The sequence below is a fragment of the Psychromonas sp. 14N.309.X.WAT.B.A12 genome, from assembly GCF_030397575.1.
Classification (GTDB): Bacteria; Pseudomonadota; Gammaproteobacteria; order Enterobacterales; family Psychromonadaceae; genus Psychromonas.
Genome location: NZ_JAPNXS010000001.1, coordinates 569997 through 591711 on the forward strand (window position 1 = coordinate 569997; position 21715 = coordinate 591711).

The window sequence follows — 21715 nt, forward strand, 5'->3', positions numbered from 1 at the left end:
ATAAGGAAATGATATGACAGAAAATACATTTTACCCCATTGGAAATTCAGGGGTGCCATGGTCAGACAAAGAGAAACAACAATGGTTTAATCAAACGGTTAAATCACGTTCATATCTGCAACAAGTCGTCAGTGAATTAACAGCGTTAAATGCTGATTTTACTTTAACTCAGTATGGTGAATTAACGATTAACCCAACGCAATACCCGCTTTACGCATTAACTTCTTTAAATTGGGATAACAGCAAACCTATCATGTTGATCACTGGCGGTGTCCATGGTTATGAAACAAGTGGTGTTCATGGTGCGATAGCCTTTTTAAAAGAGCAAGCGAAAAATTATGAAGGACGATGTAATATTGCCGTCCTTCCTTGCATCAGCCCTTGGGGGTATGAGCATATTTTACGTTGGAATCCCTACGCCGTGGATCCAAATCGTTCTTTTGTTGAAAATAGTATTAGTGAAGAGGCAGCCAAAGCAATGCAATTTGTTGCCTCATTAGATGGTGAAATTGCGCTACATATCGACTTACACGAAACTACAGATTCAGATGAAAGTGAATTTAGGCCAGCTCTCGCCGCTCGAGATGGTGATGATTACATACCAGGTTCAATTCCAGATGGCTTTTATTTAGTGGGTGACAGTGAAAATAAACAAGTCGCTTTCCAAACAGCGATCATTGAATCAGTGAAAAAAGTCACTCATATTGCACCTGCTGACTCAAAGGGAGAGATCATAGGCTCAAAACAGGAAGGTGAAGGTATAATTAACTATGCGGTTAAATCACTGGGTTTATGTGCAGGTATGACCAATGCCCCTTATACCACCACAACAGAAGTATACCCAGACAGTGAAAAAGCCACCTCCGAAGAGTGTAATAAAGCACAAGTCTGTGCGGTTACAGCCGCAATCGATTATATCCTAGCTTAAAAAGAGCTCACTTCCAGTGGTGTTAGATAACGCCACTGTCCTAACTCTACATCCAGTTTAACTTGCCCTATTTGTTCTCGGTGTAAGCCAACAACACGGTTGCCCACTGCCGCAAACATCCGCTTAACTTGATGAAACTTACCTTCAGTAATGGTTAACAATACTTGTTGTTCTGTTATTATTTCAACGACTGCAGGTTGTGTTAACTCCTGTTCACCTTGTAATTGAATTCCATATTTAAATGTTTTAATTAATTCAGACTTAAAAGGTTTAGATAAAGTCACTCGATAAACTTTAGGACATAAATTAGTGGGTAAGGTAATGCTGAAGGTCCAACGGCCATCGTCAGTAATCAAAATTAAACCTGTGGTGTCTGCATCTAACCGTCCTGCAATATGCAGTTCGTCTAAATACAGTTTGTTTACATTCAACGTCTCCAAACCATTAGTACATCGATCTTCAGTTAATAGATTTAAGGCAGACGGATACACTTCATCAACATTAGAACAAATAGTATTAGCAGGTTTGTTCATCAACATATAACGAAATGGCCTTGCTACCAAACGTTGGTTTGCAAAGACCACGAGATTATTCTCATGTACTTGCTCCGCAACTTGTTGTACAACTTCACCGTTAACCATCACATCACCAGCTTCTATAACCTGTTTGGCTTGTTGCTTGGTAAGTTCAGTACTTTTAATGACAAATTTATCTAACCGCATTAACCCTCTATTTTACAATATATCCCACAAACCACTAAGTGACATCACTTAAACAATTATTTTACCCTTCAAGTATAATACCGCATAACCAGAGACTAAGATTCGTTCCCCCTTAATGCTGCAATACAATGTGCCACCTCTTTGTGACGCTTGAAAAGCCACTAGAGATTGTTTATTTAACACTTTCGCCCAGTACGGGGCAAGACACGCATGAATAGAGCCAGTAACAGGGTCTTCATCTCCACCATTAGCAGGCCAAAAATAACGAGAAATAAAATCATATTGGGCTAGGTCTTTGTGATTTTGGCATTGCTTACTAGCAGTAACAACAACATCAAAAGGCGCTAACTGCTCTAACAGGTGAGACTGATAAGTTATGTTTAATACATCATCCATTGAAGCGAGTACAACAACATAAGCTTGACGGTTTTTTAGTACCTGTAAAGGCTTAATGGATAAACCTTCAATTAAAACCATTGGTGGCTGATCTAACAACACCGGAGACTGATTAGGAAAGCTCATTTCAATGCGTTGATCATCAAGTTGTTGCACTGTTAATTTGCCCACTTGTGAGGTAACAAACTCGATATCACCTGTAATAGCCAAATGATGGTAAAGCACAAACGCACTCGCCAATGTCGCGTGTCCACAAAAATCTATTTCAGTTAAAGGCGAAAACCAACGAATTTCATAACACCCCTTTGTAACTTCCACAAAGAAGGCTGTTTCAGACAAATTATTTTCGATAGCAATTTTTTGCATTAAGGCATCGTCAATCCACTTTGTTAAAGGCACTACTGCTGCTGAATTGCCTTTAAACTGTTGTTCAGTAAATGCATCAACAACATAAACATCTAATTTCATTTAACTTTTTCCCGTGAATATAAAAGTAACAGTACATATTAAATGCAACCATTAATAAAGATACAGTTGAAATTATGACAAACAGCACAGACAGAATGGCATTTATTGCCTTTAAAATATAAAAGCAGACTAATGCCTGCTTTTTATAATATGATTTGAGTTAATAATGGCTTAATAGCAATAGGCTACATAGGCTTAACCACGAAAATAACTTTGTTCAACAAATGGCATTTTAGTGACAGTCATCGCTAGCTTTTTACCACGTACTTCTGCATATATGACTGACTCTAACACTGCATACTCTGTTTTCACGTAAGCCATGGCAACAGGTAGGCCTTTAGTTGGCCCAAATGTTCCACTGGTTACTATACCAATTTCATTGTCATCAGAATCAAACAACACAGCCCCTTCACGCACGGGAGCTTTTGACTGCCCTACTAAACCAACACGCTTGCGACTCACTTGTTTCGTTGCTATTTGATCTAAGATGATTTCGCTACCAATAAAGCCACCTGCACGAATACCATCAGCACGTCGCGCTTTACTAATACCCCACAACAAACTTGCTTCTACAGGAGTAGTCGTGTCATCAAGATCATGGCCGTATAAGCATAATCCACACTCTAATCGTAATGAATCACGTGCCCCTAGGCCAATCCATTCAACTTCATCTTTTGCTAATAATACACGAGCTAACTCTTCAGCTTGTTCAGCAGGTACTGAAATTTCGTAACCGTCTTCACCCGTATATCCAGATCGACTCACGTAACATTCCACCCCAACTAATTCAAGCTTAACAGCATCCATAAACACCATGTCACTAACGCTTACATTTAACTCAGATAAAATGTCTGCAGCTTTAGGTCCCTGTAAAGCCAATAACGCTCTATCTTCAATCACTTCTAATTTAATATCATCAGGGAGGTTAGCTTGCAAGTGTGCAATATCTTGCGTTTTACAGGCAGCATTAACAACCACAAATAGATGATCGCCAAAATTAGTTACCATTAAATCGTCACTAATACCGCCTTGCTCATTGGTAAAAAATGCATAACGTTGTTTACCCACTGGCAAATCAACAATATCAACAGGCACAAGCTTTTCTAAACTGCTCGCTGCATTCGCACCCGTTAGCCTTAACTGCCCCATGTGCGATACATCAAACAACCCAGCCGATTGACGACAATGTAAATGCTCTTTCTTAACACCTAACGCATATTGCACAGGCATATCATAACCAGCAAAAGGCACCATTCTTGCGCCCATTTCAATATGTAAAGCATGTAGAGGTGTAACTAATAATGGTTCAGACATTGAGTAGATCTCCATTCAAACGTTAAGTATGTAACCAGCTAACATTAAACTAATTATTCATTTTTTAAGATGCAGTAACCCATAGAATTTGCGCATCCTCTTCACTAACAGAGGCAAGCATATGCCCCATATTTGCATCGTAATAAACCGAATCACCTTCAACTAGGTTGACCGGCTCATAATATTCAGAGAAGAAGGTAATCTCCCCTTTTAATACTAATAAAAATTCTTCACCGTCATGACGTATCCAATCGCTATAATCATCAAAACTACGAGCACGTACCAATGACTTAAAAGGCATCATTTTTTTATTAGATAACTGTGTTGCTAATAACTCATGCTCATAAGTCGATGTAGGATGTGATTTTCCCAAATCATTACGAGTAATGTCTCTTCTACCTGTGGTATTCACTTTTTTAGGTGCGGCAAAAAGTTGTGGAATATTGATATCTAAACCATTTGTTAGTTTTTGCATTGCTTGAAAAGTAGGTGAGATTTGTTCATTTTCAATTTTTGATAGCGTAGAACGTGCTAAGCCTGTTTTTTGACTTGCTTCCTCTAACGTAAGCCCTAGCCCACGACGAATCTCTTTTAATCGATCACCGAGTTTAATAGGCGCGATATTTTCAGATGATTGATCCGTTGAAATTGTCATTGATGGATAAATATCTTGTTGATCAGTCATCACTGAAGTCCTTTATTTTTATGCTATTAACGTGGGACAGCACAATACTACAAACCAATTAACTTACGCCAAAGAATTTATGTTTCCTTTTGGAAACTTATTTCACCCCATATTAATAAATTTTCTATAAATGTCCATATATTAAACGTTTATCTGAAAAACAATAGAATAAATCGACACTTCTGACCAAATGGTTACCTATTTAAACAATAAATAAATCCACTATAGGAAACATTTGTTATTGATATCTTTTGCCAATATGGTAAAAATACACAAAATCGTCATGCGCTTCGACGCAACCTATAACTCAAACTGCATTTTAGCTAAGGGAACAATATGGAAGGCAACTTAAAATTCACGGAAACACACGAATGGGTATTAGACAACGGTGATGGAACAATCACTATGGGTATCTCTAACCAAGCTCAAAAGTTATTAGGTGATGTAGTATACGTAGATTTACCAGATGTAGGCGATGAAGCAGAAGCTGGTGAAGCCTTCTCACTTGTTGAATCAGTGAAAGCGGCATCTGATTTATATGCACCCGTAACTGGTGAAGTAGTAGAAATTAATGAAGAGCTCGAAGGTAGCCCAGAGCTAATCAATGAATCGCCTTACTCAGCAGGTTGGATCGTAAAAATCAAACTGTCTGATGCAGCAGAACTAGAAAATCTATTATCTAGTGAAGCCTACCATGAAGCAAATGAAGAATAAGCACCTTACTTTTCTCTTCACTCAGCATCAACTTTAAATAGATACAATGATAAGGCGGCTTCATTTGAACTCGCCTTTTTTAAACACAACTTACTGCGACTGTTTAGGATGAATATGACTGCCAATACACTACTCGACTTATTAAGTGACCAACAAGAGTTTGCTAAACGCCACAATGGGCCAGACTCAATTCAGCAACAAACGATGTTAAATGCCATTGGCGTTGATAGCTTAGATCAGCTTATTGACCAAACCGTCCCTGCTGCAATTCGTCTTAAAGACAAATTAAACCTTGCGCAACCGCAAAGTGAATCAACTATGTTGGCATCATTAAAAACCATCGCAGAAAAGAACGTAGTAAACCGTAGCTTCATCGGGCAAGGTTACTACAACACATTAACACCTAACGTTATTTTACGTAACGTACTAGAAAATCCAGGTTGGTATACAGCTTACACCCCTTACCAACCAGAGATTTCACAAGGTCGTTTAGAGTCATTATTGAATTACCAGCAAGCAGTCATGGATTTAACAGCCATGGATTTAGCCAATGCTTCTTTATTAGATGAAGCAACCGCTGCTGCAGAATCAATGACACTAAGTAAACGTGCAAGTAAAAGCAAAAGTAACGCATTTTTTGTAAGTAATGACCTGCACCCACAAACCGTTGACGTAATTCGTACACGAGCTGAATATATTGGTTATGACATTATTACTGGTTCTGTTGAAGAACTAGATAATCACGATGTATTTGGAGCCATTCTACAGTACCCAAGTACCACAGGTAATGTAACCGACCTTTCTGAAGTCATTGCACAAGCACATAGTAAAAAAACGTTAGTAACGGTTGCTTCTGACCTATTAGCATTAACCGTATTAAAAGCACCAGGTGAAATGGGTGCCGACGTAGTCATCGGTAGCGCTCAACGTTTTGGTGTACCAATGGGCTTTGGTGGCCCACATGCAGGTTTCATGGCAACCCGAGATAAATTCAAACGTACCATGCCAGGCCGTGTTATCGGTGTATCAAGAGACAGTAAGGGCAAACAAGCACTGCGTATGGCAATGCAAACACGTGAGCAACATATCCGCCGTGAAAAAGCGACATCTAACATCTGTACTGCTCAGGCGTTACTCGCTAACATGGCAGCGTTTTACGCCCTTTACCATGGACCAGAAGGCTTATTAAAGATTGGTCGCCGAGTTCATCACTATACGGCAGTATTAGCCGCTGCACTGCAAAGTGAAGGGATCGAATTAGAGAACAATTCTTTCTTTGATACGCTAACCATTAATACTAATGAACACAGTAAAGCTATTTATCACCGAGCATTGGCTGAAGGAATGAACTTACGTAAATTCCCAAATACTGATACAAGCGCACTAGATAGTAACCCTGTTAAATTAGGTATTAGTTTAGACGAAACGACTACGGCAAAAGACGTTGAAGATTTGATTTTAGCCATCACAGGTAAAGCGTTAAGTATCAATGACTTTAGTGAAGCCATTGCAAAAGATGAATTTGCAGCTATTCCTGCAACGTGTCGCCGTACCAGCAAATACTTAACACACCCAGTTTTCTCAGCACATCATAGTGAAACACAAATGATGCGTTACATGAAAAAACTAGAAAATAAAGATTACTCATTAACTCACGGTATGATCCCACTAGGTAGCTGCACCATGAAGTTAAATGCAGCAGCTGAAATGCTACCAGTAACCTGGCCTGAATTTGGTCAAATGCATCCATTTGCACCAACAGAGCAAAGCTTTGGTTATCAAGAACTCGCTGAAAAGCTGTCAGCTATGTTATGTGAAATTACAGGTTATGATGGTATGTCATTACAACCTAACTCTGGTGCGCAAGGTGAATATGCAGGGTTAATTGCTATCCAGCGTTACCATGAAAGTAATGGTGATTCGCACCGTAATGTTTGTTTGATCCCAAGCTCTGCACATGGCACTAACCCTGCCTCTGCGACAATGGTATCAATGAAAGTTGTTGTTGTTGGCTGTGATGATGAAGGTAATATCGACCATGCTGACCTTAAAGCTAAAATTGACAAACATCGTGACAATCTATCGTGCATCATGATCACCTACCCTTCTACACACGGTGTATATGAAGAAGCTATTCAAGAAGTATGTGACTGGGTACATGAAGCTGGTGGTCAAGTTTACCTAGATGGCGCGAACATGAACGCACAAGTAGGTTTGACAACACCAGGCTTTATCGGGTCTGATGTATCACACCTTAACTTACATAAAACATTCTGTATTCCACATGGCGGCGGCGGCCCAGGTATGGGACCAATCGGTGTTAAAGCTCACCTTATCCCTTTCTTACCAGGACACATTGAAGTTACTGAATCTGCAGATAACAAACATTATGCAGTATCTGCTGCTGAATTAGGTTCAGCGTCTATCTTACCTATTTCGTACGCTTACATTGCGATGATGGGAGAGCAAGGTTTAACACAAGCAACTAAGTTAGCTATCTTAAACGCTAACTACGTTATGGAACGTTTACGCCCTCACTACCCAGTATTATACCTAGGTAAAGAAGGCCGTGTTGCCCATGAATGTATTATTGATATTCGTCCAATCGAAGAACTATCTGGTATTTCAGGTGAAGATATCGCTAAACGTCTAATGGATTACGGGTTCCATGCGCCTACTATGTCATTCCCAGTAGCAGGTACATTGATGATTGAACCAACGGAGTCTGAAAATCTAACTGAATTAGATAGATTCTGTGATGCAATGATCGCAATCCGTAATGAAATAAAACAAGTAGAATCAGGTGAATATACACTAGAGGATAACCCACTTGTTAATGCACCGCATACACAAGTTGACCTAATGGAAACGGAATGGACACATGCTTATTCACGTGAAATAGCTTGCTTCCCATCTGAATTCAGTAAAGGTGCTAAATACTGGCCTTCAGCAAATCGAGTAGACAATGTCTTTGGTGATCGTAACTTGATCTGTTCTTGTCCAAGTATTGAAAGCTACATGGAAGACTAATAAGCCACTTAGTGGTATCGCTATACTTCAAAGTGTTCAAGCTTTTTGAACATATTATCTAAACGACACCTTTATTTAGGTGTCGTTATTTAACACACTTACTTAGTATCTAATTAACCTTTTTTTAAAGGTGACGATCTCACTCGTTTTAAATATTTAATTTTCACAAAACAAGCAACAACAAGGTACCTATTTATAAGCATAAACCACTAAATTTAAGGAGTTAAATAATGAAGGATAAACAATCATCAGTACCAACATATGTCATTACAGCAGACTGCCCTAGCCGCTCAGGTACCGTTGATGTGGTAACACGTTTTTTGGTTGAACAAAGCTGCTACATTAACGAAATCCACTCTTTTGTGGATACCACGGAAAATAGATTTTTTATTCGAATTGAATTTAGATTAGATTCAGACGCCACATTTGACCAAGCTGAATTTAGTGAAAAGTTTGAACAACGTGCACAACAATTTGCAATGAAATGGCAACTTACTCCAAGTGATTACCAATCTAAAGTTGTGATCATGGTGTCAAAGCATGACCATTGTCTAAATGACCTACTTTACCGCTACCGTACTGGCGATCTCAATATACAAATTCCAGCTATTATTTCTAATCATCCAAACTTAAGAGAACTAGCTAACTAGCATGGTATTCCTTACTACCATTTACCAATCACCAAAGAAACTAAGCCAGAACAAGAAGCAAAAGTGTACCAAATCATTCAAGACTGTCATGCAGATCTAGTGGTTTTAGCACGTTACATGCAAGTGCTCTCACATGAAATGTCCAAAAAATTGTCAGGTAAAGCGATTAATATTCATCATTCATTATTACCCGGTTTTAAGGGCGCACGACCTTACTATCAAGCCTATGACCGCGGTATTAAATTAGTAGGAGCAACAGCACACTATGTGAGTGATGACCTAGATGAAGGGCCAATCATCAGTCAAAGTGTCGATACCGTAGACCACAGTTACTACCCACAAGACTTGGCAGCGAAAGGCCGCCATATCGAATGTTTAACCTTATCTCGTGCTGTACGTTACCACATAGAAAATCGTATATTCCTTCATGGTAATAAAACCGTCGTGTTTGGAAAATAATCGCTTTATGCACTTCGCGACGTATAAGGCTATGGTACTTTATGCCCTTTGATAGTTACAAAGGGCATAAAGTGCTATCGGCCTAAAACTAATGCTAAATAATAAGTCCAACCTAGTTAATATAATTTCAATAGCTTATATCGTACTCCGCCCTTATATTAAAAGCGGAGAATAATGATAATCCTATAATATTAGTTTTTTAACCATGCCCGCTTCAAAATGACCTGCAATATTACATGCAAGCTCAACATTCTTTTCTCCATGAAAATGCCACATAATTTGACCTGCTTCCCCTGGTTTTACTGTGATTGAGTTATCTGATTCGTGTTTATCATGATTCATTTTTGTCATCATTTCACGATGCTCAAACTGTTCTTGTGCGCTACCAATCATGAATTCATGATCCATTTTACCGGTATTCATTACTACAAATTGCACCACATCATTTGGCTCAATTTTCACTTCCTTCTTAAATGTTATTTTCATATCGTCCGATAACATTACATACACGACTTTATTTGGTTTTGCCCCTGTAGCGAGCATGCCAACATCTGACATACCTGGCATAGACATATGGCTATGATCCATAGCTATTTCGTCCATATTGTCGGTTTTCATGCTTGAATGATCCATCATCTCCTCTGTCATCGTTGCATGATCCATTTTTGCAACCGTTTGATCCGCTGCAACAGAAAATGGGGCGCTTAATAATATTGATAGCGATAATATTGTGCTGATTCTATTAAGTGTTTTGTTCATTGTGTTATTCCTTTTTTGTTTACGTAAATGTTGATTACAAGTCTTTTAATTCTTTGCTTTTCCAAAGTTTAAAAATGGCAGGGATAATCAGTAAGGTTAATATAAGTGCCGATGTCATACCGCCGATCATAGGAGCAGCAATACGTTGCATTACTTCTGAACCTGTACCAGCACCATACATAATAGGAATTAACCCTATTATTACGGTTAATACAGTCATCATCACAGGTCGAACACGCAAGCCTGCGCCTTCACGGATAGCATTTAATAAGTCAATTTGTGTGATTGATTGTTGATTTTCTTGTGCTTTAAGCTTTTTGTCATGCCATGCTTGATTAAGATAAACCAACATGATCACTCCAATCTCAACTGCAACACCAGAAAGTGCAATAAATCCAACGCCCACGCCAATAGAGAAATTGAAACCAAGTTGATATAGTAGCCAAACTCCTCCTACCATGGCTAAAGGTAAAGTGGCCATAATAATCAACACTTCGCCAATACGTCTAAAGCTCAGGTATAAAAGCAACATAATGATGGCAATGGTAATCGGTACAACAACACTTAAGCGCGCTTTTGCACGTTCCATATATTCATATTGGCCAGACCAAGCTAAAGAATAACCAGTCGGTAAAACCAGCTGTTCTGCTACAACTTGTTGTGCTTCTCTTACATAAGATCCTAAATCTCGACCATCAATATCAACAAAAACCCAACCATTTGGTCGTGCATTTTCTGTTTTTATCATGGGAGGCCCATCCTGGTAACGAATATCAGCGACATCAGCTAAAGCAATTCGGGCACCACTTGGGGTCACTAAAGGCAAGCTTTGTAACTTAACAACTGAGTCTCGATAACTTTGTGGATATCGGACATTAATAGGGTAACGCTCTAAACCTTCGACGGTTTCACCTACATTAATTCCGCCAATTGCAGTTGAGATAACACGCTGTATATCATCAATATTTAATCCATACCTTGCTGCACTTAGACGTTTAATATCAATGTCAACGTAGCGACCACCCGCAACACGTTCAGCATAAACAGAAGCGGTTCCGAATACGTTATTCAAAATAGGCTCCATATCTGCGCCTATTTTTTCAATCACTTTCAAGTCAGGACCAGCTATTTTTATGCCTATTTGGGTTTTTATGCCTGTTGCTAACATATCAATACGCGTTTTAATTGGCATCACCCATGCATTGGTTAAACCCGGAAATTGAATCAGAGCATCGAATTCTTTGCGTAATGATTCAGGTGTTACGCCCTCTCGCCATTGATCTCTAGGCTTAAATTGAATCGTCGTTTCAATCATGGTCAGGGGTGCAGGATCCGTTGCAGTCTCAGCGCGGCCAACTTTTCCCCACACCGTCTTAACCTCGGGAACGGTTTTGATTAACTTGTTGGTTTGTTGTAATAACTCTCTGGCTTTACCAATAGATATGCCGGGGTAAGTTGTTGGCATATACATTAAATCGCCCTCATCTAAAGGCGGAATAAATTCACTACCTATTTTTGAAATAGGGTAATAGGCGGAAGCCATCAATAACAATGCACATAGAATAATCACTTTAGGGAATTTAAGGCTGATATTTAATAACGGACGGTATAGTGCAACTAAAAACCGATTAACTGGGTTTTTATTCTCTGGTATCACTTTACCTCGAATAAAATATCCCATTAAAACAGGGACTAATGTGATCGCTAAACCTGCCGATGCTGCCATAGCGAATGTTTTAGTGAAGGCTAATGGAGAAAACATTTTCCCTTCTTGGCCCTCTAGTGCAAAAACGGGTACAAAGCTTAAAGTGATAATGAGTAATGAGAAAAATAAAGGGGCACCAACCTCTTCTGCTGCACGTCCCATTACTTGCCAACGGTTTTTATCAGTGAGCGGTGTTTTTTCAATATGCTTATGCACGTTTTCTATCATAACGATAGCACCATCAACCATTGCACCAATGGCAATCGCAATCCCGCCTAATGACATGATATTGGCATTAACGCCTTGCCAATGCATCACTACAAAAGCAGTCAAAATACCAACAGGTAAGCTTAACGCAATCACAATTGATGAGCGGATATGAAATAGGAAAAGTGCACAGACAATAGCAACAACAATAAATTCTTCTGCAAGCTTATGCCAAAGATTTTCAACAGCGCTATCGATAAGCGTTGAACGGTCGTAAGTTGATACGATCTCAACACCTTCAGGTAAACTATTTTGTAAAACGTTTAATTTATCTTTTACATTTGCAATGACTTGACTGGCATTTTCACCAAAGCGCATAACAACCACACCACCAACGGCTTCACCTTCGCCATTTAATTCGGAAATACCACGACGCATTTGTGGACCTAAATTAATGTCAGCGATATCCCCCAATAGTAAAGGTGTACCATTTTTATTCACTTTCAATGGCAATGATTTAATATCTTCAATATTGGTTAAATATCCTGATGTCCGAACCATATGCTCAGCTTCGGCAACCTCAATAACTGATGCACCAGTTTCTTGATTGCCACTTTTAATCGCCATATTTACTTGTTGTAATGTTAAGTCATATGCTCTTAACTTAGCTGGGTCAATTTGCACCTGATATTGCTTAACCATGCCACCAATCGTTGCGATTTCAGACACTCCATCTACAGTCTGTAATTCATATTTTAAGAACCAGTCCTGAATACTACGCAATTCTGCCAAGTCATGTTTACCAGTTTTATCTTGTAATACATAACTGTATATCCAACCCACACCTGTAGCATCGGGACCTAAACTAGGTTTTGCTTGATCAGGTAAATTGGGGGTGACTTGACTTAAATATTCCAACACACGAGAACGAGCCCAATACATATCTGTACTGTCATTAAAAATGATATATACATAAGAGTCTCCAAAAAATGAATATCCCCTGACTGTTTCTGCTCCTGGCACCGCTAGCATTGCAGTTGTTAGAGGATAAGTGACCTGATCTTCAACGACCTGAGGAGCTTGGCCAGGGTAACTGGTTTTGATAATGACTTGTACATCAGATAAGTCAGGTAAAGCATCCACAGGAGTATTTTTTACACTGTAAATTCCAGCTAAAACCAAAAAAACTGTGCCGACTAACACTAAAAATCGATTGTTGATCGACCAACGTATAATTGCCCCTATCATTGTTCACCTCCGAACAACTCAAGTTGCTCAAGAGAATAATCCCCTGCTTTTTTTGAAACTAAAAAGCTAACTTTTTGACCTTCTTTAAAGGCACTTAAATCAATGCCATTGGTGACAGAAAAATTCATTTCTCCTTTATCCCATTGCCATTCATCAATTGGCTCATGAACGATAGTAATCATATTAAAATCAACCATTAACATTGATATCTCACCACTAGACCAAACTTCATCAGCGAGCGTCTCTTGATTAACTTTTAAATTAAGAATTTCATATCCACCTGATTCTGCCTTTGCAATTTCAAAGTCAATCATCTGCCCTATTTTAATATCATTAAGATTGAGAGAATTGACAGCAGTAAAATTCATTACCATTCCCGGCCAATCCCATTCATCGATTGGCTCATGACTAATCGTAAGCATATTGTGGTCATTCATAACAGCCGTCACCTCACCGCTAGTCCAAATGCTTTTTTTAGGTTCATCGAGTCCATTAATTCTTGAAAGCTCTGCAGATTGACTCGACTCTGAATCTAATAAAAAATGTGCAGAAGTAACGACAGTATGTTGTTCATTTAAACCAGCTAAAACTTCAACCCGCCCATTCGCTTCTCGACCAATACTAATTCTAGCTGAACGGTATTTACCTTCTCCTTCTGACAAAACAACACGTGTCATTTCATTTGCTCTAATCACAGCAGAATAAGGGATGGTTAATACTTTCTCGCTGCTTTTGGGCTGCAAAAGAATGTTCGCGAACATATTCGGTTTTAGCTTGTTTTCTGGATTTTTAAATTTAAGACGTAGGCGTAAAGTGCGGGTTTCAGGATCTAAAATAGGGTAAATATAATCTACTGTCCCTCGCCATGTTTTGCCTGATACTGCATCAAGCGTCATAACTGCCTCGGTTCCCTCTTTTATCCATTCAGATTGACGTTCAAATACTTCGACTTCTACCCAAACGCTATCTATTGGGCCACCACTTATAATTGATTGTATTGGCGATATATAACCACCTTCACGGATATTTAACGACGCAATAACACCATCTGCATTAGCTTTTACAGCAATATTTTGCGTTGTCTTTTGCGCTTTGATGATCTGTTTTATCTGCTCACTATCAACCCCTAATGATGTTAACCTCTCTTTGGCACTGTTCACTAAACCGGAACGTCCACTTTGAAATGCATTGATCAGATCTTGCTGTGCTTTAACTAAATCTGGTGAATAAAAAGTAAATAGAACATCCCCTTTTTTCACTCGCTCTCCAACTGCATTAATATATAACTTATCAACCCAGCCTGAGATTCTGACATTTGTTTGCCATAATTGACTTTGATCAAAGGCTATATAACCGACTGTTTCAATACGTGGAGATAAACTTTCTTTACTGACTTGTTCAACTTTAACACCTAAGTTATTTTCAACCGATGAGTCAATAGTAACTGTTCCAGCTTGCTCACTTTTAGCACTTGCTTGCTCACCATACACAGGTACAAGCTCCATGCCCATTGGTGATAGGCCGGGTTTGTCACGCTGATAGTTAGCATCCATCGGGGCAACCCAATACAGTGGTTTATCAGATTTATTATCATTATTTGAATTCGTTTGATCTTCGATGCTGTGCCCCATCATCAATTTACTACTAGCAAACCCAATGACACCACCCGCAATTAAAGCCAGTACGATAATATTAAATTTTTTCATTATTTATTCCTAAAGCAAATACTAGTAGTGTGTTTCATTAAATGGTGAGTCAATTAATGGCTTAGAAACTGAGTATTCGAAACCATCTAATAAATAGGCTAGATTGCTATTGGCTTTATTTAAGTCTGTTACCAACCGCCACTTTTCAATTTCCATGGCTAACGCTTCGGCAGAGGTATTAATAATCTCGTCAAACTGGGCAGTATTTTGTTGATAACCTCGCTCAACCGCGCTTGTTTTTGCTTTCATTTGAGGAAGTAATGAATTGTTGTAACGAAGTATTCGTTGCTCTAAATTATGTTTATCAACAAGTAGAGCATTCACCTGTGCATTCATTCGAGAAAGAATAACTGCTTTGTTCGACTTTGCTTCAACAACTTGATATTTAGCTGAAGAATAAGATTTATCTTGGCGTTTATCTGTAAATAATGGAATATCCATTGTTAGATAAGCACTCACTAAATCGGCAGCGGGTTGTCCGTCCATACCGTCAGCTTGTCGGTGACCATATACTACTTCGACAGCAAATTTAGGGGTGTAGGCTTCTTCGGCGATAGAGACCTGGGTGGTATTAGCTTCAATTTGTAATTGAGCCATTTCACTTATTGGATGTTTGTTCAAAAAACCATAAAATTGTTCACCTTTAACCTGATTCAAATACTTATCAAGCTTGTCCCAAGTTAAGGATGGCGTTGCATTCAAGTCGGTTTGATTAGATAACCATTGAATACCAAGCCATTCAGAAAGTTGTGAGGATACACGTTGTTGCATTTGTTCATTTTCTTGCAGCCTTTCATCCAATTTACTGATTTGAATTTCAGCGTTAAGCAAGTCATGTACTTCACTTTGACCTAGCGAATAGCTAGTTTTAATATAGCGAGCCATCTCCTTCATTAGCTTTTTATTTTCTACTAATATTTGATGTGCTTTTTGTTGAAAACCTAACTCTAACCATAGTTTAGTCATGTTATTTATCACATCAAGTTCACGTGCTTTAATTTTAAATACGACGCTATCAGCTTGTTGATTAAGCTTTTTTTTCTGTAGGCTAAGTGTTGAACCTCGTTCAAATTCTTGCATTAATCCAATTGAAATGTTCGTCATTGACTCTTGATCAAAAGCAAAGCTATCAACTGGTAAATTGCCCACTCCCAACTTTAACTTAGGATCTTTTAAGGTGCTGTTTGCAATGCCCATTTCACGCATCGCTTCCGATTGAGCAAAAAATTGTTTTCTGCTTTGATCATTATTAAGTGCAAACTTGATTAGCGTATTCAGTTTATCTCGGTGTTTTAAATCAAAGTCTGCTGTATTAGCAAGGGTCAGCGATGAACTTAAAAGGCCCATGCTACCTACTGCTAATATCAGTAAATAGTGTGTTAATTTCATTATAAATTCCAATACATAAGATTTAGAAAAATCTTAATTAAATAAATATCTACACAAAAAAGTGCATCAAATAGATCTAACTTGTATTAGTTTATAAAATGGGAGGTCGATAAAGAGAGCTTGAAGGGGAATTTATAGTTGAATTTATACTTGTAGGAAATAACAAAGCAGTGCTTTGAGCACTTAGTAAATCATTATGAGTTGGTGTAATTAAAGAAGGTGTAGCCATGCAGTTTGCTGCAGCACAAGATTCTGAGCAACAGTCTTTTATATCGTCGGATGAGTTTATGCAATCATTCATTACATTAGTATGATGAAGATTATTACTTTTAACCATCAAGCTATGATCCATCGTTTGCATATCACAATGAACATTTTTCGTTGCGGCAGACATTAAAGTCATATCCATAGTTGAAACAGGTAAACTGAACGCAATAGAAGACATTAGCATACAAAATATGCTGAATAACGTTATCCCTATTTTACGAACAAAACTGAATTTCATAACTATTCCATAATGATTATTGGCATCAATATAATATTTCTTTATAAGTCTTGTCAAAGTTTATAACAATCTAATGATATTTATTTCGTACGTATTCTCGATTTAGATATTAATGATATCCACTTAATTTAAACGCTTTGTACCTAACTTCTTTAGATAATTTTATTTATGATAAGATGAAGTATCAATTTTTCTTAGTTTATAGAGAGTCATTAACTTTAAAAGGGTCTTCATGATAAATTCTCGTTTTATACCGTTTATATTTTTAGTATCGCTGACAGGCTGTGAAGTATTAGGTCCATCAATCAAGGTAACTGGGCCTAAAGTTATTATTGATGATTCAGAACATCGAGATGTTGGACATACAGAAAAGACTAAAAGCAAAGGAACGTTTTGTCCTCCAGGGCAAGCAAAGAAAGGAAATTGTTAATTATCGAATAAATTACTAAAATTTACCTTGATTTCTTACCAAGGCAGACACATTTTTCGATGAAAATGAATAAAGCACAGCGACGCTCTCAATTAATAGAATAATGACTCAATCATAGACTATGTATTTTAGACTTCTCGCTTAATTATTTCTTGTTCAAGAATCCGAAATAAAGGCAACCGTTTAAGGTTGCCTTTTTGTTGCAGCTTAATTAGCACTCTTAAATTGCCGTTACACTTTGCCGTTTAAAGAAAACGCTTAGTTACTTTTTAGCATTCCAAAGCGGCTCAGCACTAAACTCTTTTAAAGCTAACAATGCTTGCTCTGCTTTTTCAGTTTGCACAAATACATGATCATGGAAATAAGCTGCAATTACGTTTGCACTTATGTCATAAGACGATAATTTATTTGCTACAGCAGCAGTTAAACCAACGGCTTCCAAACTTGAATGAACAGTAAGAGTGATTTGCTTAAATGTCCCTGCAAATGCTAGTTTTTCTTGCCTTGCTGCTTCGACAGAAATTATCAATGTTAATCCTTCTGATTCTTTAAATGAAGCTAGGGGATTAAGGTGCTTATAATCTGAATAATCACCAGCAACTGTACAAAATACATATTCACCATCTTGTATTTCAGGTGACATTGATTTCAATAATTCATCTAACTCAATAATACCCGACACAATTGGGGTTTCCTTTTGGTTGCTAACAAAGCTATAAAATTTCTCATTCTCAGCCCAATTTTAATTATAAATATACACTATTTTATGTTTTCTTAAGATTCAAATAGATTATTGGGTTTTCAATAAATGATTGATGAAATTCAATTGTAAAGGCGTTTAAGCAAATTACATGGCTATTATACACTTATTAATGTTTTTGCTTTATGCATCAATCTACTAACACAATATCCAAACTATTTAACAAAGATAATGCTTCATAGCGTGAGAATTTGGCGCGCGATATTTTATTTTCCAATACATCGATGGTGAAGTTATTTGATTCGCTGAAATCCACGCTTTGTAAGTTCGTTCGCATAAACAAGCTGTTGGTAAAATCACAATAAGTCATGACCGAATTAGAAAAATCGCCTTCTCGAAAATCTACTTCGTGTAATTTGCATTCATCAAGTTTTAATTCATTTAGCGACAATCCAAAAAAAGTTGAATCATTTAAAATGCATCGATTAAACTTAAGTTCTGAGCATAAATTGAATGATGACCAATGTGCCACTGTCCAATCAATACCAACTAGTTTGCAATCAATAAAGTCAACGTCAAAAAAACGCGAGCTAGGTATCTTTAATAAACTAAGATTACAACGGTTGAATGAACAATTAAGAAAATTACATCGCGTGAATATAGCAGCTGATAAATCGCAATCATTAAACTCACACTCCTCAAACTCACAACCAAAAATATCGACAGATACTAGCCCTTGCTTATCAAAAGACTCATCAAAATACTGAGTGTTATTTTCTATATTTATCACTAAAAGTCCTTTAATTGTGGGAACGTGTTAATGGGTATAATTATTACCTATGATTTATTGCAGTTCGGAACAGGCAGCGTTCTTTATGATAATTGGTTAGACTCCTCTACAAATCAGCTTGAATCATCTCCTTAATTTTATAAGCTTTAACGAAATGATCTAGTTTATGTGTTTGAATCCACCAAGTAGCTACTTCCATAAGTAATTCAGGATTATCATTTTTATTGGCAAAAAAAGCATAAAAAGAAAGACCTACATTATCGCCTTTCTTCGCTATTTTTTGATCACATACTTCTATAATTTTTAACCTTAACGCTTTTCTCATGGTTTACTCATAAAATGAAGCTAATTCAATAAACATAGCCGTTTATTAAACCAAATAATCTTCAATTCTCAGTTGGAAATATACAATAATTAATCGATTCAAAGTAGCATCGATGCATTTGTAGTATGTTAAATCAAATTATTATCATGCCGTAAGTTAAAAAGACGAGAATAGAAAATGACTTATTAGCCTTTTGTGTGCTAATAAGTCATGATTTGTAAGGGTTAACATTGAAAGTTTAGTCTCTAAGTATCGGATACCTTTATGCTTATATCAAATGATCATGCCAAGCGATAATTAACACCACAGTAACCTGATATTTAGTAGTGTATAAAAGTCAATGCTGTACTTAATTTAACTCCTAAGCACTAAATACCACTTAGCTTTTTATAAATTACGTTGTCTAAGGCAAACTTTCCGGCCCCAGATAAGACCAATGAAAGACTCACTGCAAATAATGCTAAGCCAAACTCATATCCATTATTTGACATAAATAATCCATTTTCAATATGCACAGTGAATATTGCAACAGCCATTGTTACAGCGAGAACCCCACTAACGGGACGTGCTAGCAACCCTAATAAAATAAATATTCCTCCAAAAAACTCTGCGCTACCCGCCATAAAAGCCATTATAAAACCTGGTCCTAAACCAATTGATTCCATAAATTGCCCTGTACCCTCTAAGCCATATCCACCAAATGCGCCAAATAACTTTTGTGCTCCATGTGCAATAAAAATAATAGCGATAGGCACACGTAGAGCCAATGCAGAGTAACCTGCTTGTGAGCAAGTAATACTCTTGAATAAAGATTTCATATATTTCTCTTTCGAATTAAAAAAACCATAAACGGTTCGTATTGTAATTAAAGTGTAATTTCAGTTAACTCTTTCTGTGCTGCTGCTAACCGTGTTTCACTACCCGGCATGTTGAGCCCTTCTGCATAAACAAAACTCACATCTTTAATGCCAATAAAAGCAAAAAAGTCTTTCAAATACTGAGTTTGTGAATCATGCTCAGTACCCGCATAAATACCACCTCGTGCTGCAACAATAATCACTTTTTTATTTTCTAGTAATCCTTCTGGCCCGTTTTCGGTGTAACGAAATGTCACTCCAGCTCTTGCCACCCTATCAACCCATGTTTTAAATGTAGAAGGCACACCAAAATTATACATTGGCATTCCTATTACAATCGTATCGCTATTTTTTAGCTCTTCAACTAGGTTGTCTGAGGTTTTTGCTAATGCCACTTGCTCTTCAGTTCGCTCGTTCGGCTCTGCCATCCATGCACCTATTTCAGACTGACTTAGGTGCGGTAAATCATCAGCAGCTAAATCTCGTTGAATAACATTTGCATTTTTATTAGCAGCAAGGTTTGACACTAACGTTTCTCCAAGCATAGTGGATTGGCCTTGATGGCCATTTAGCGATGACGTAATAAATAGTATGTTTTTCATATAAACTCCTCACAATTTGAAAGTTAAAACACTTTGTTTCAGCGACGAGGCCATTATTTAGAAAAAATAAAAGAATGGAAATTGGTTAAAATAGTACAATCCATTCTATTAAAACGAATGATTTAAATGTTAACATTGCTTGTAAATACTATTGAACTTTCCGTCTCCCTTTAAGGAAAATAGGGTTTAACAAAAATACACACCGTAAAATTAAATAAAAGGCGTAATGATGCTAAAAATATCTTTAGAACAATGGAGAATGTTTCATGCTGTTGTTGAATTTGGTGGCTTTAATCAAGCTTCACAGAACGTCTATAAAAGCCAGTCTAGTATCCACAATGCGGTCAGCAAAATAGAAGAGTCACTTGGTGTAAAATTGTTTTTGATTAAAGGAAGAAAAACCGTTTTAACTGAAGCTGGACGAATGATATTAAGACGTTCTGATTATTTACTCGAAGAGGCGAAGAAAGTTGAAGACATCGGCCTAACATTAAGTAAAGGCATTGAAAGCCACCTTAAAATTGCCGTTGATGAAGTCTTCCCTCGAACACTACTTTATCAAGCGCTAGAGCAAGTATCAGAGAAATTCCCATTAGTGCAAATTGAGTTACTTGAATCAATATTAAGTGGCGCAAATGAAATGCTTGATAATGATAATGTTGAGATCGCTATTTCTCCGAACTCTCTAGGCGCTGGCGTGAGTGAGCACCTTTGTGAAATAAAATTTGGAGCCGTTGTAAATCCTGACCACCCTCTTAACAAAATTGACAGAAAACTGACGTTAGAAGATTTGAAAAAATGCCGACAAATTGTAGTAAGAGATTCTTCTACATCATCTAATAAAGAAAGAGCGAGTGATGGTTGGCTTAAAGCGAATCAACGATGGACCGTTAGCCACATGCAAAGCTCTATCGATATGATATCAAAGGGGTTAGGTTTTGCATGGTTACCGCTTAGTTTAATTAAAGATAAGCTTAATGATGGCACTTTGATCCCGCTTCAACTGGATGGCAATAGTGAACGAACAGTACCATTGTATTTAACATTTAAAGATTTTGATGCCTTAGGGCCAGTAGCACAACATTTTATCGTCACAATTAAAGCACTATGTACTGCCGCCTAAGAA

At 37.6% G+C, this 21715-nt stretch carries 19 protein-coding genes and 1 pseudogene; 6 read left to right on the forward strand and 14 right to left on the reverse strand.

Features of this window, described 5'->3' with window-relative positions; all coding sequences use genetic code 11:
- The first annotated feature begins 13 nt into the window (after positions 1-13).
- Positions 14-928 carry a M14 family metallocarboxypeptidase gene (locus OW492_RS02520; protein ID WP_290038203.1) on the forward strand — a complete coding sequence of 305 codons (915 nt, stop codon included), beginning with the start codon at positions 14-16 and terminating at the stop codon, positions 926-928.
- Here the strand turns inward: OW492_RS02520 and OW492_RS02525 are convergent.
- From OW492_RS02525 to OW492_RS02540, 4 genes are all read right to left on the reverse strand, one after another.
- Positions 925-1650, reverse strand: a complete 726-nt coding sequence (locus OW492_RS02525; protein WP_290038204.1) for a pseudouridine synthase — start codon at positions 1648-1650, stop codon at positions 925-927. The two genes, OW492_RS02520 and OW492_RS02525, sit on opposite strands and share 4 nt — an antisense overlap.
- A 48-nt stretch (positions 1651-1698) precedes the next feature.
- A complete protein-coding gene (locus tag OW492_RS02530; RefSeq protein WP_290038206.1) occupies positions 1699-2514 on the reverse strand; it encodes a PhzF family phenazine biosynthesis protein in 816 nt (271 codons plus the stop codon).
- 195 nt (positions 2515-2709) lie between these two features.
- Positions 2710-3828, reverse strand: coding sequence for a glycine cleavage system aminomethyltransferase GcvT (gene gcvT, locus OW492_RS02535; RefSeq protein WP_290038207.1), 1119 nt, complete (start codon positions 3826-3828; stop codon positions 2710-2712).
- A 64-nt stretch (positions 3829-3892) separates the two neighbouring features.
- The gene (locus OW492_RS02540; RefSeq protein WP_290038209.1) at positions 3893-4513 is read right to left on the reverse strand and encodes an XRE family transcriptional regulator; all 621 of its coding nucleotides are present in this window, start codon (positions 4511-4513) and stop codon (positions 3893-3895) included.
- Positions 4514-4849: 336 nt separating this feature from the next.
- Here OW492_RS02540 and gcvH point away from each other — a divergent pair, with 336 nt between their 5' ends.
- The 3 genes and pseudogenes from gcvH to purU all read left to right on the forward strand — a co-directional run bounded on the left by gcvH (position 4850) and on the right by purU (position 9366).
- On the forward strand, positions 4850-5227 hold the full coding sequence (gene gcvH, locus OW492_RS02545; protein ID WP_290038211.1) for a glycine cleavage system protein GcvH: 378 nt from the start codon (positions 4850-4852) through the stop codon (positions 5225-5227).
- Positions 5228-5341: 114 nt separating this feature from the next.
- The gene (gcvP, locus tag OW492_RS02550) at positions 5342-8257 is read left to right on the forward strand and encodes an aminomethyl-transferring glycine dehydrogenase (RefSeq protein ID WP_290038213.1); all 2916 of its coding nucleotides are present in this window, start codon (positions 5342-5344) and stop codon (positions 8255-8257) included.
- A gap of 230 nt (positions 8258-8487) precedes the next feature.
- Positions 8488-9366: pseudogene (gene purU, locus OW492_RS17010) on the forward strand (formyltetrahydrofolate deformylase).
- A gap of 183 nt (positions 9367-9549) precedes the next feature.
- Here the strand turns inward: purU and OW492_RS02565 are convergent.
- From OW492_RS02565 to OW492_RS02585, 5 genes are all read right to left on the reverse strand, one after another.
- Positions 9550-10125 (reverse strand): hypothetical protein, encoded by a 576-nt coding sequence (locus tag OW492_RS02565; protein ID WP_290038215.1) that lies wholly within the window; start codon positions 10123-10125, stop codon positions 9550-9552.
- Positions 10126-10159: 34 nt separating this feature from the next.
- Positions 10160-13285 (reverse strand): efflux RND transporter permease subunit, encoded by a 3126-nt coding sequence (locus OW492_RS02570; protein ID WP_290038217.1) that lies wholly within the window; start codon positions 13283-13285, stop codon positions 10160-10162.
- Positions 13282-14991, reverse strand: coding sequence for an efflux RND transporter periplasmic adaptor subunit (locus OW492_RS02575; protein WP_290038218.1), 1710 nt, complete (start codon positions 14989-14991; stop codon positions 13282-13284). The genes OW492_RS02570 and OW492_RS02575 overlap by 4 nt, the downstream gene beginning before the upstream one ends.
- A gap of 21 nt (positions 14992-15012) precedes the next feature.
- A complete protein-coding gene (locus tag OW492_RS02580) occupies positions 15013-16380 on the reverse strand; it encodes a TolC family protein (protein WP_290038219.1) in 1368 nt (455 codons plus the stop codon).
- A gap of 91 nt (positions 16381-16471) precedes the next feature.
- On the reverse strand, positions 16472-16885 hold the full coding sequence (locus OW492_RS02585) for a hypothetical protein (RefSeq protein ID WP_290038220.1): 414 nt from the start codon (positions 16883-16885) through the stop codon (positions 16472-16474).
- Between the two features lie 232 nt (positions 16886-17117).
- Between OW492_RS02585 and OW492_RS02590 the strand changes: the two genes are divergently transcribed.
- A complete protein-coding gene (locus tag OW492_RS02590) occupies positions 17118-17315 on the forward strand; it encodes a hypothetical protein (RefSeq protein ID WP_290038221.1) in 198 nt (65 codons plus the stop codon).
- Between the two features lie 262 nt (positions 17316-17577).
- On the opposite strand, the gene OW492_RS02595 is transcribed toward OW492_RS02590, so the two are convergent.
- The 5 genes from OW492_RS02595 to OW492_RS02615 all read right to left on the reverse strand — a co-directional run bounded on the left by OW492_RS02595 (position 17578) and on the right by OW492_RS02615 (position 20589).
- Positions 17578-17997 carry an ACT domain-containing protein gene (locus OW492_RS02595; protein ID WP_290038222.1) on the reverse strand — a complete coding sequence of 140 codons (420 nt, stop codon included), beginning with the start codon at positions 17995-17997 and terminating at the stop codon, positions 17578-17580.
- Between the two features lie 208 nt (positions 17998-18205).
- Positions 18206-18805, reverse strand: coding sequence for a pentapeptide repeat-containing protein (locus tag OW492_RS02600; RefSeq protein WP_290038223.1), 600 nt, complete (start codon positions 18803-18805; stop codon positions 18206-18208).
- Positions 18806-18911: 106 nt separating this feature from the next.
- A complete protein-coding gene (locus OW492_RS02605; protein WP_290038224.1) occupies positions 18912-19130 on the reverse strand; it encodes a DUF6500 family protein in 219 nt (72 codons plus the stop codon).
- A gap of 368 nt (positions 19131-19498) precedes the next feature.
- Positions 19499-19948 carry a DoxX family protein gene (locus OW492_RS02610; protein ID WP_290038225.1) on the reverse strand — a complete coding sequence of 150 codons (450 nt, stop codon included), beginning with the start codon at positions 19946-19948 and terminating at the stop codon, positions 19499-19501.
- A 47-nt stretch (positions 19949-19995) separates the two neighbouring features.
- Positions 19996-20589: an NAD(P)H-dependent oxidoreductase gene (locus tag OW492_RS02615; RefSeq protein ID WP_290038226.1), complete on the reverse strand. Its 594-nt coding sequence runs from the start codon at positions 20587-20589 to the stop codon at positions 19996-19998.
- A 229-nt stretch (positions 20590-20818) separates the two neighbouring features.
- Between OW492_RS02615 and OW492_RS02620 the strand changes: the two genes are divergently transcribed.
- Positions 20819-21712 carry a LysR family transcriptional regulator gene (locus OW492_RS02620; RefSeq protein WP_290038227.1) on the forward strand — a complete coding sequence of 298 codons (894 nt, stop codon included), beginning with the start codon at positions 20819-20821 and terminating at the stop codon, positions 21710-21712.
- The last annotated feature ends 3 nt before the right edge of the window (positions 21713-21715 follow it).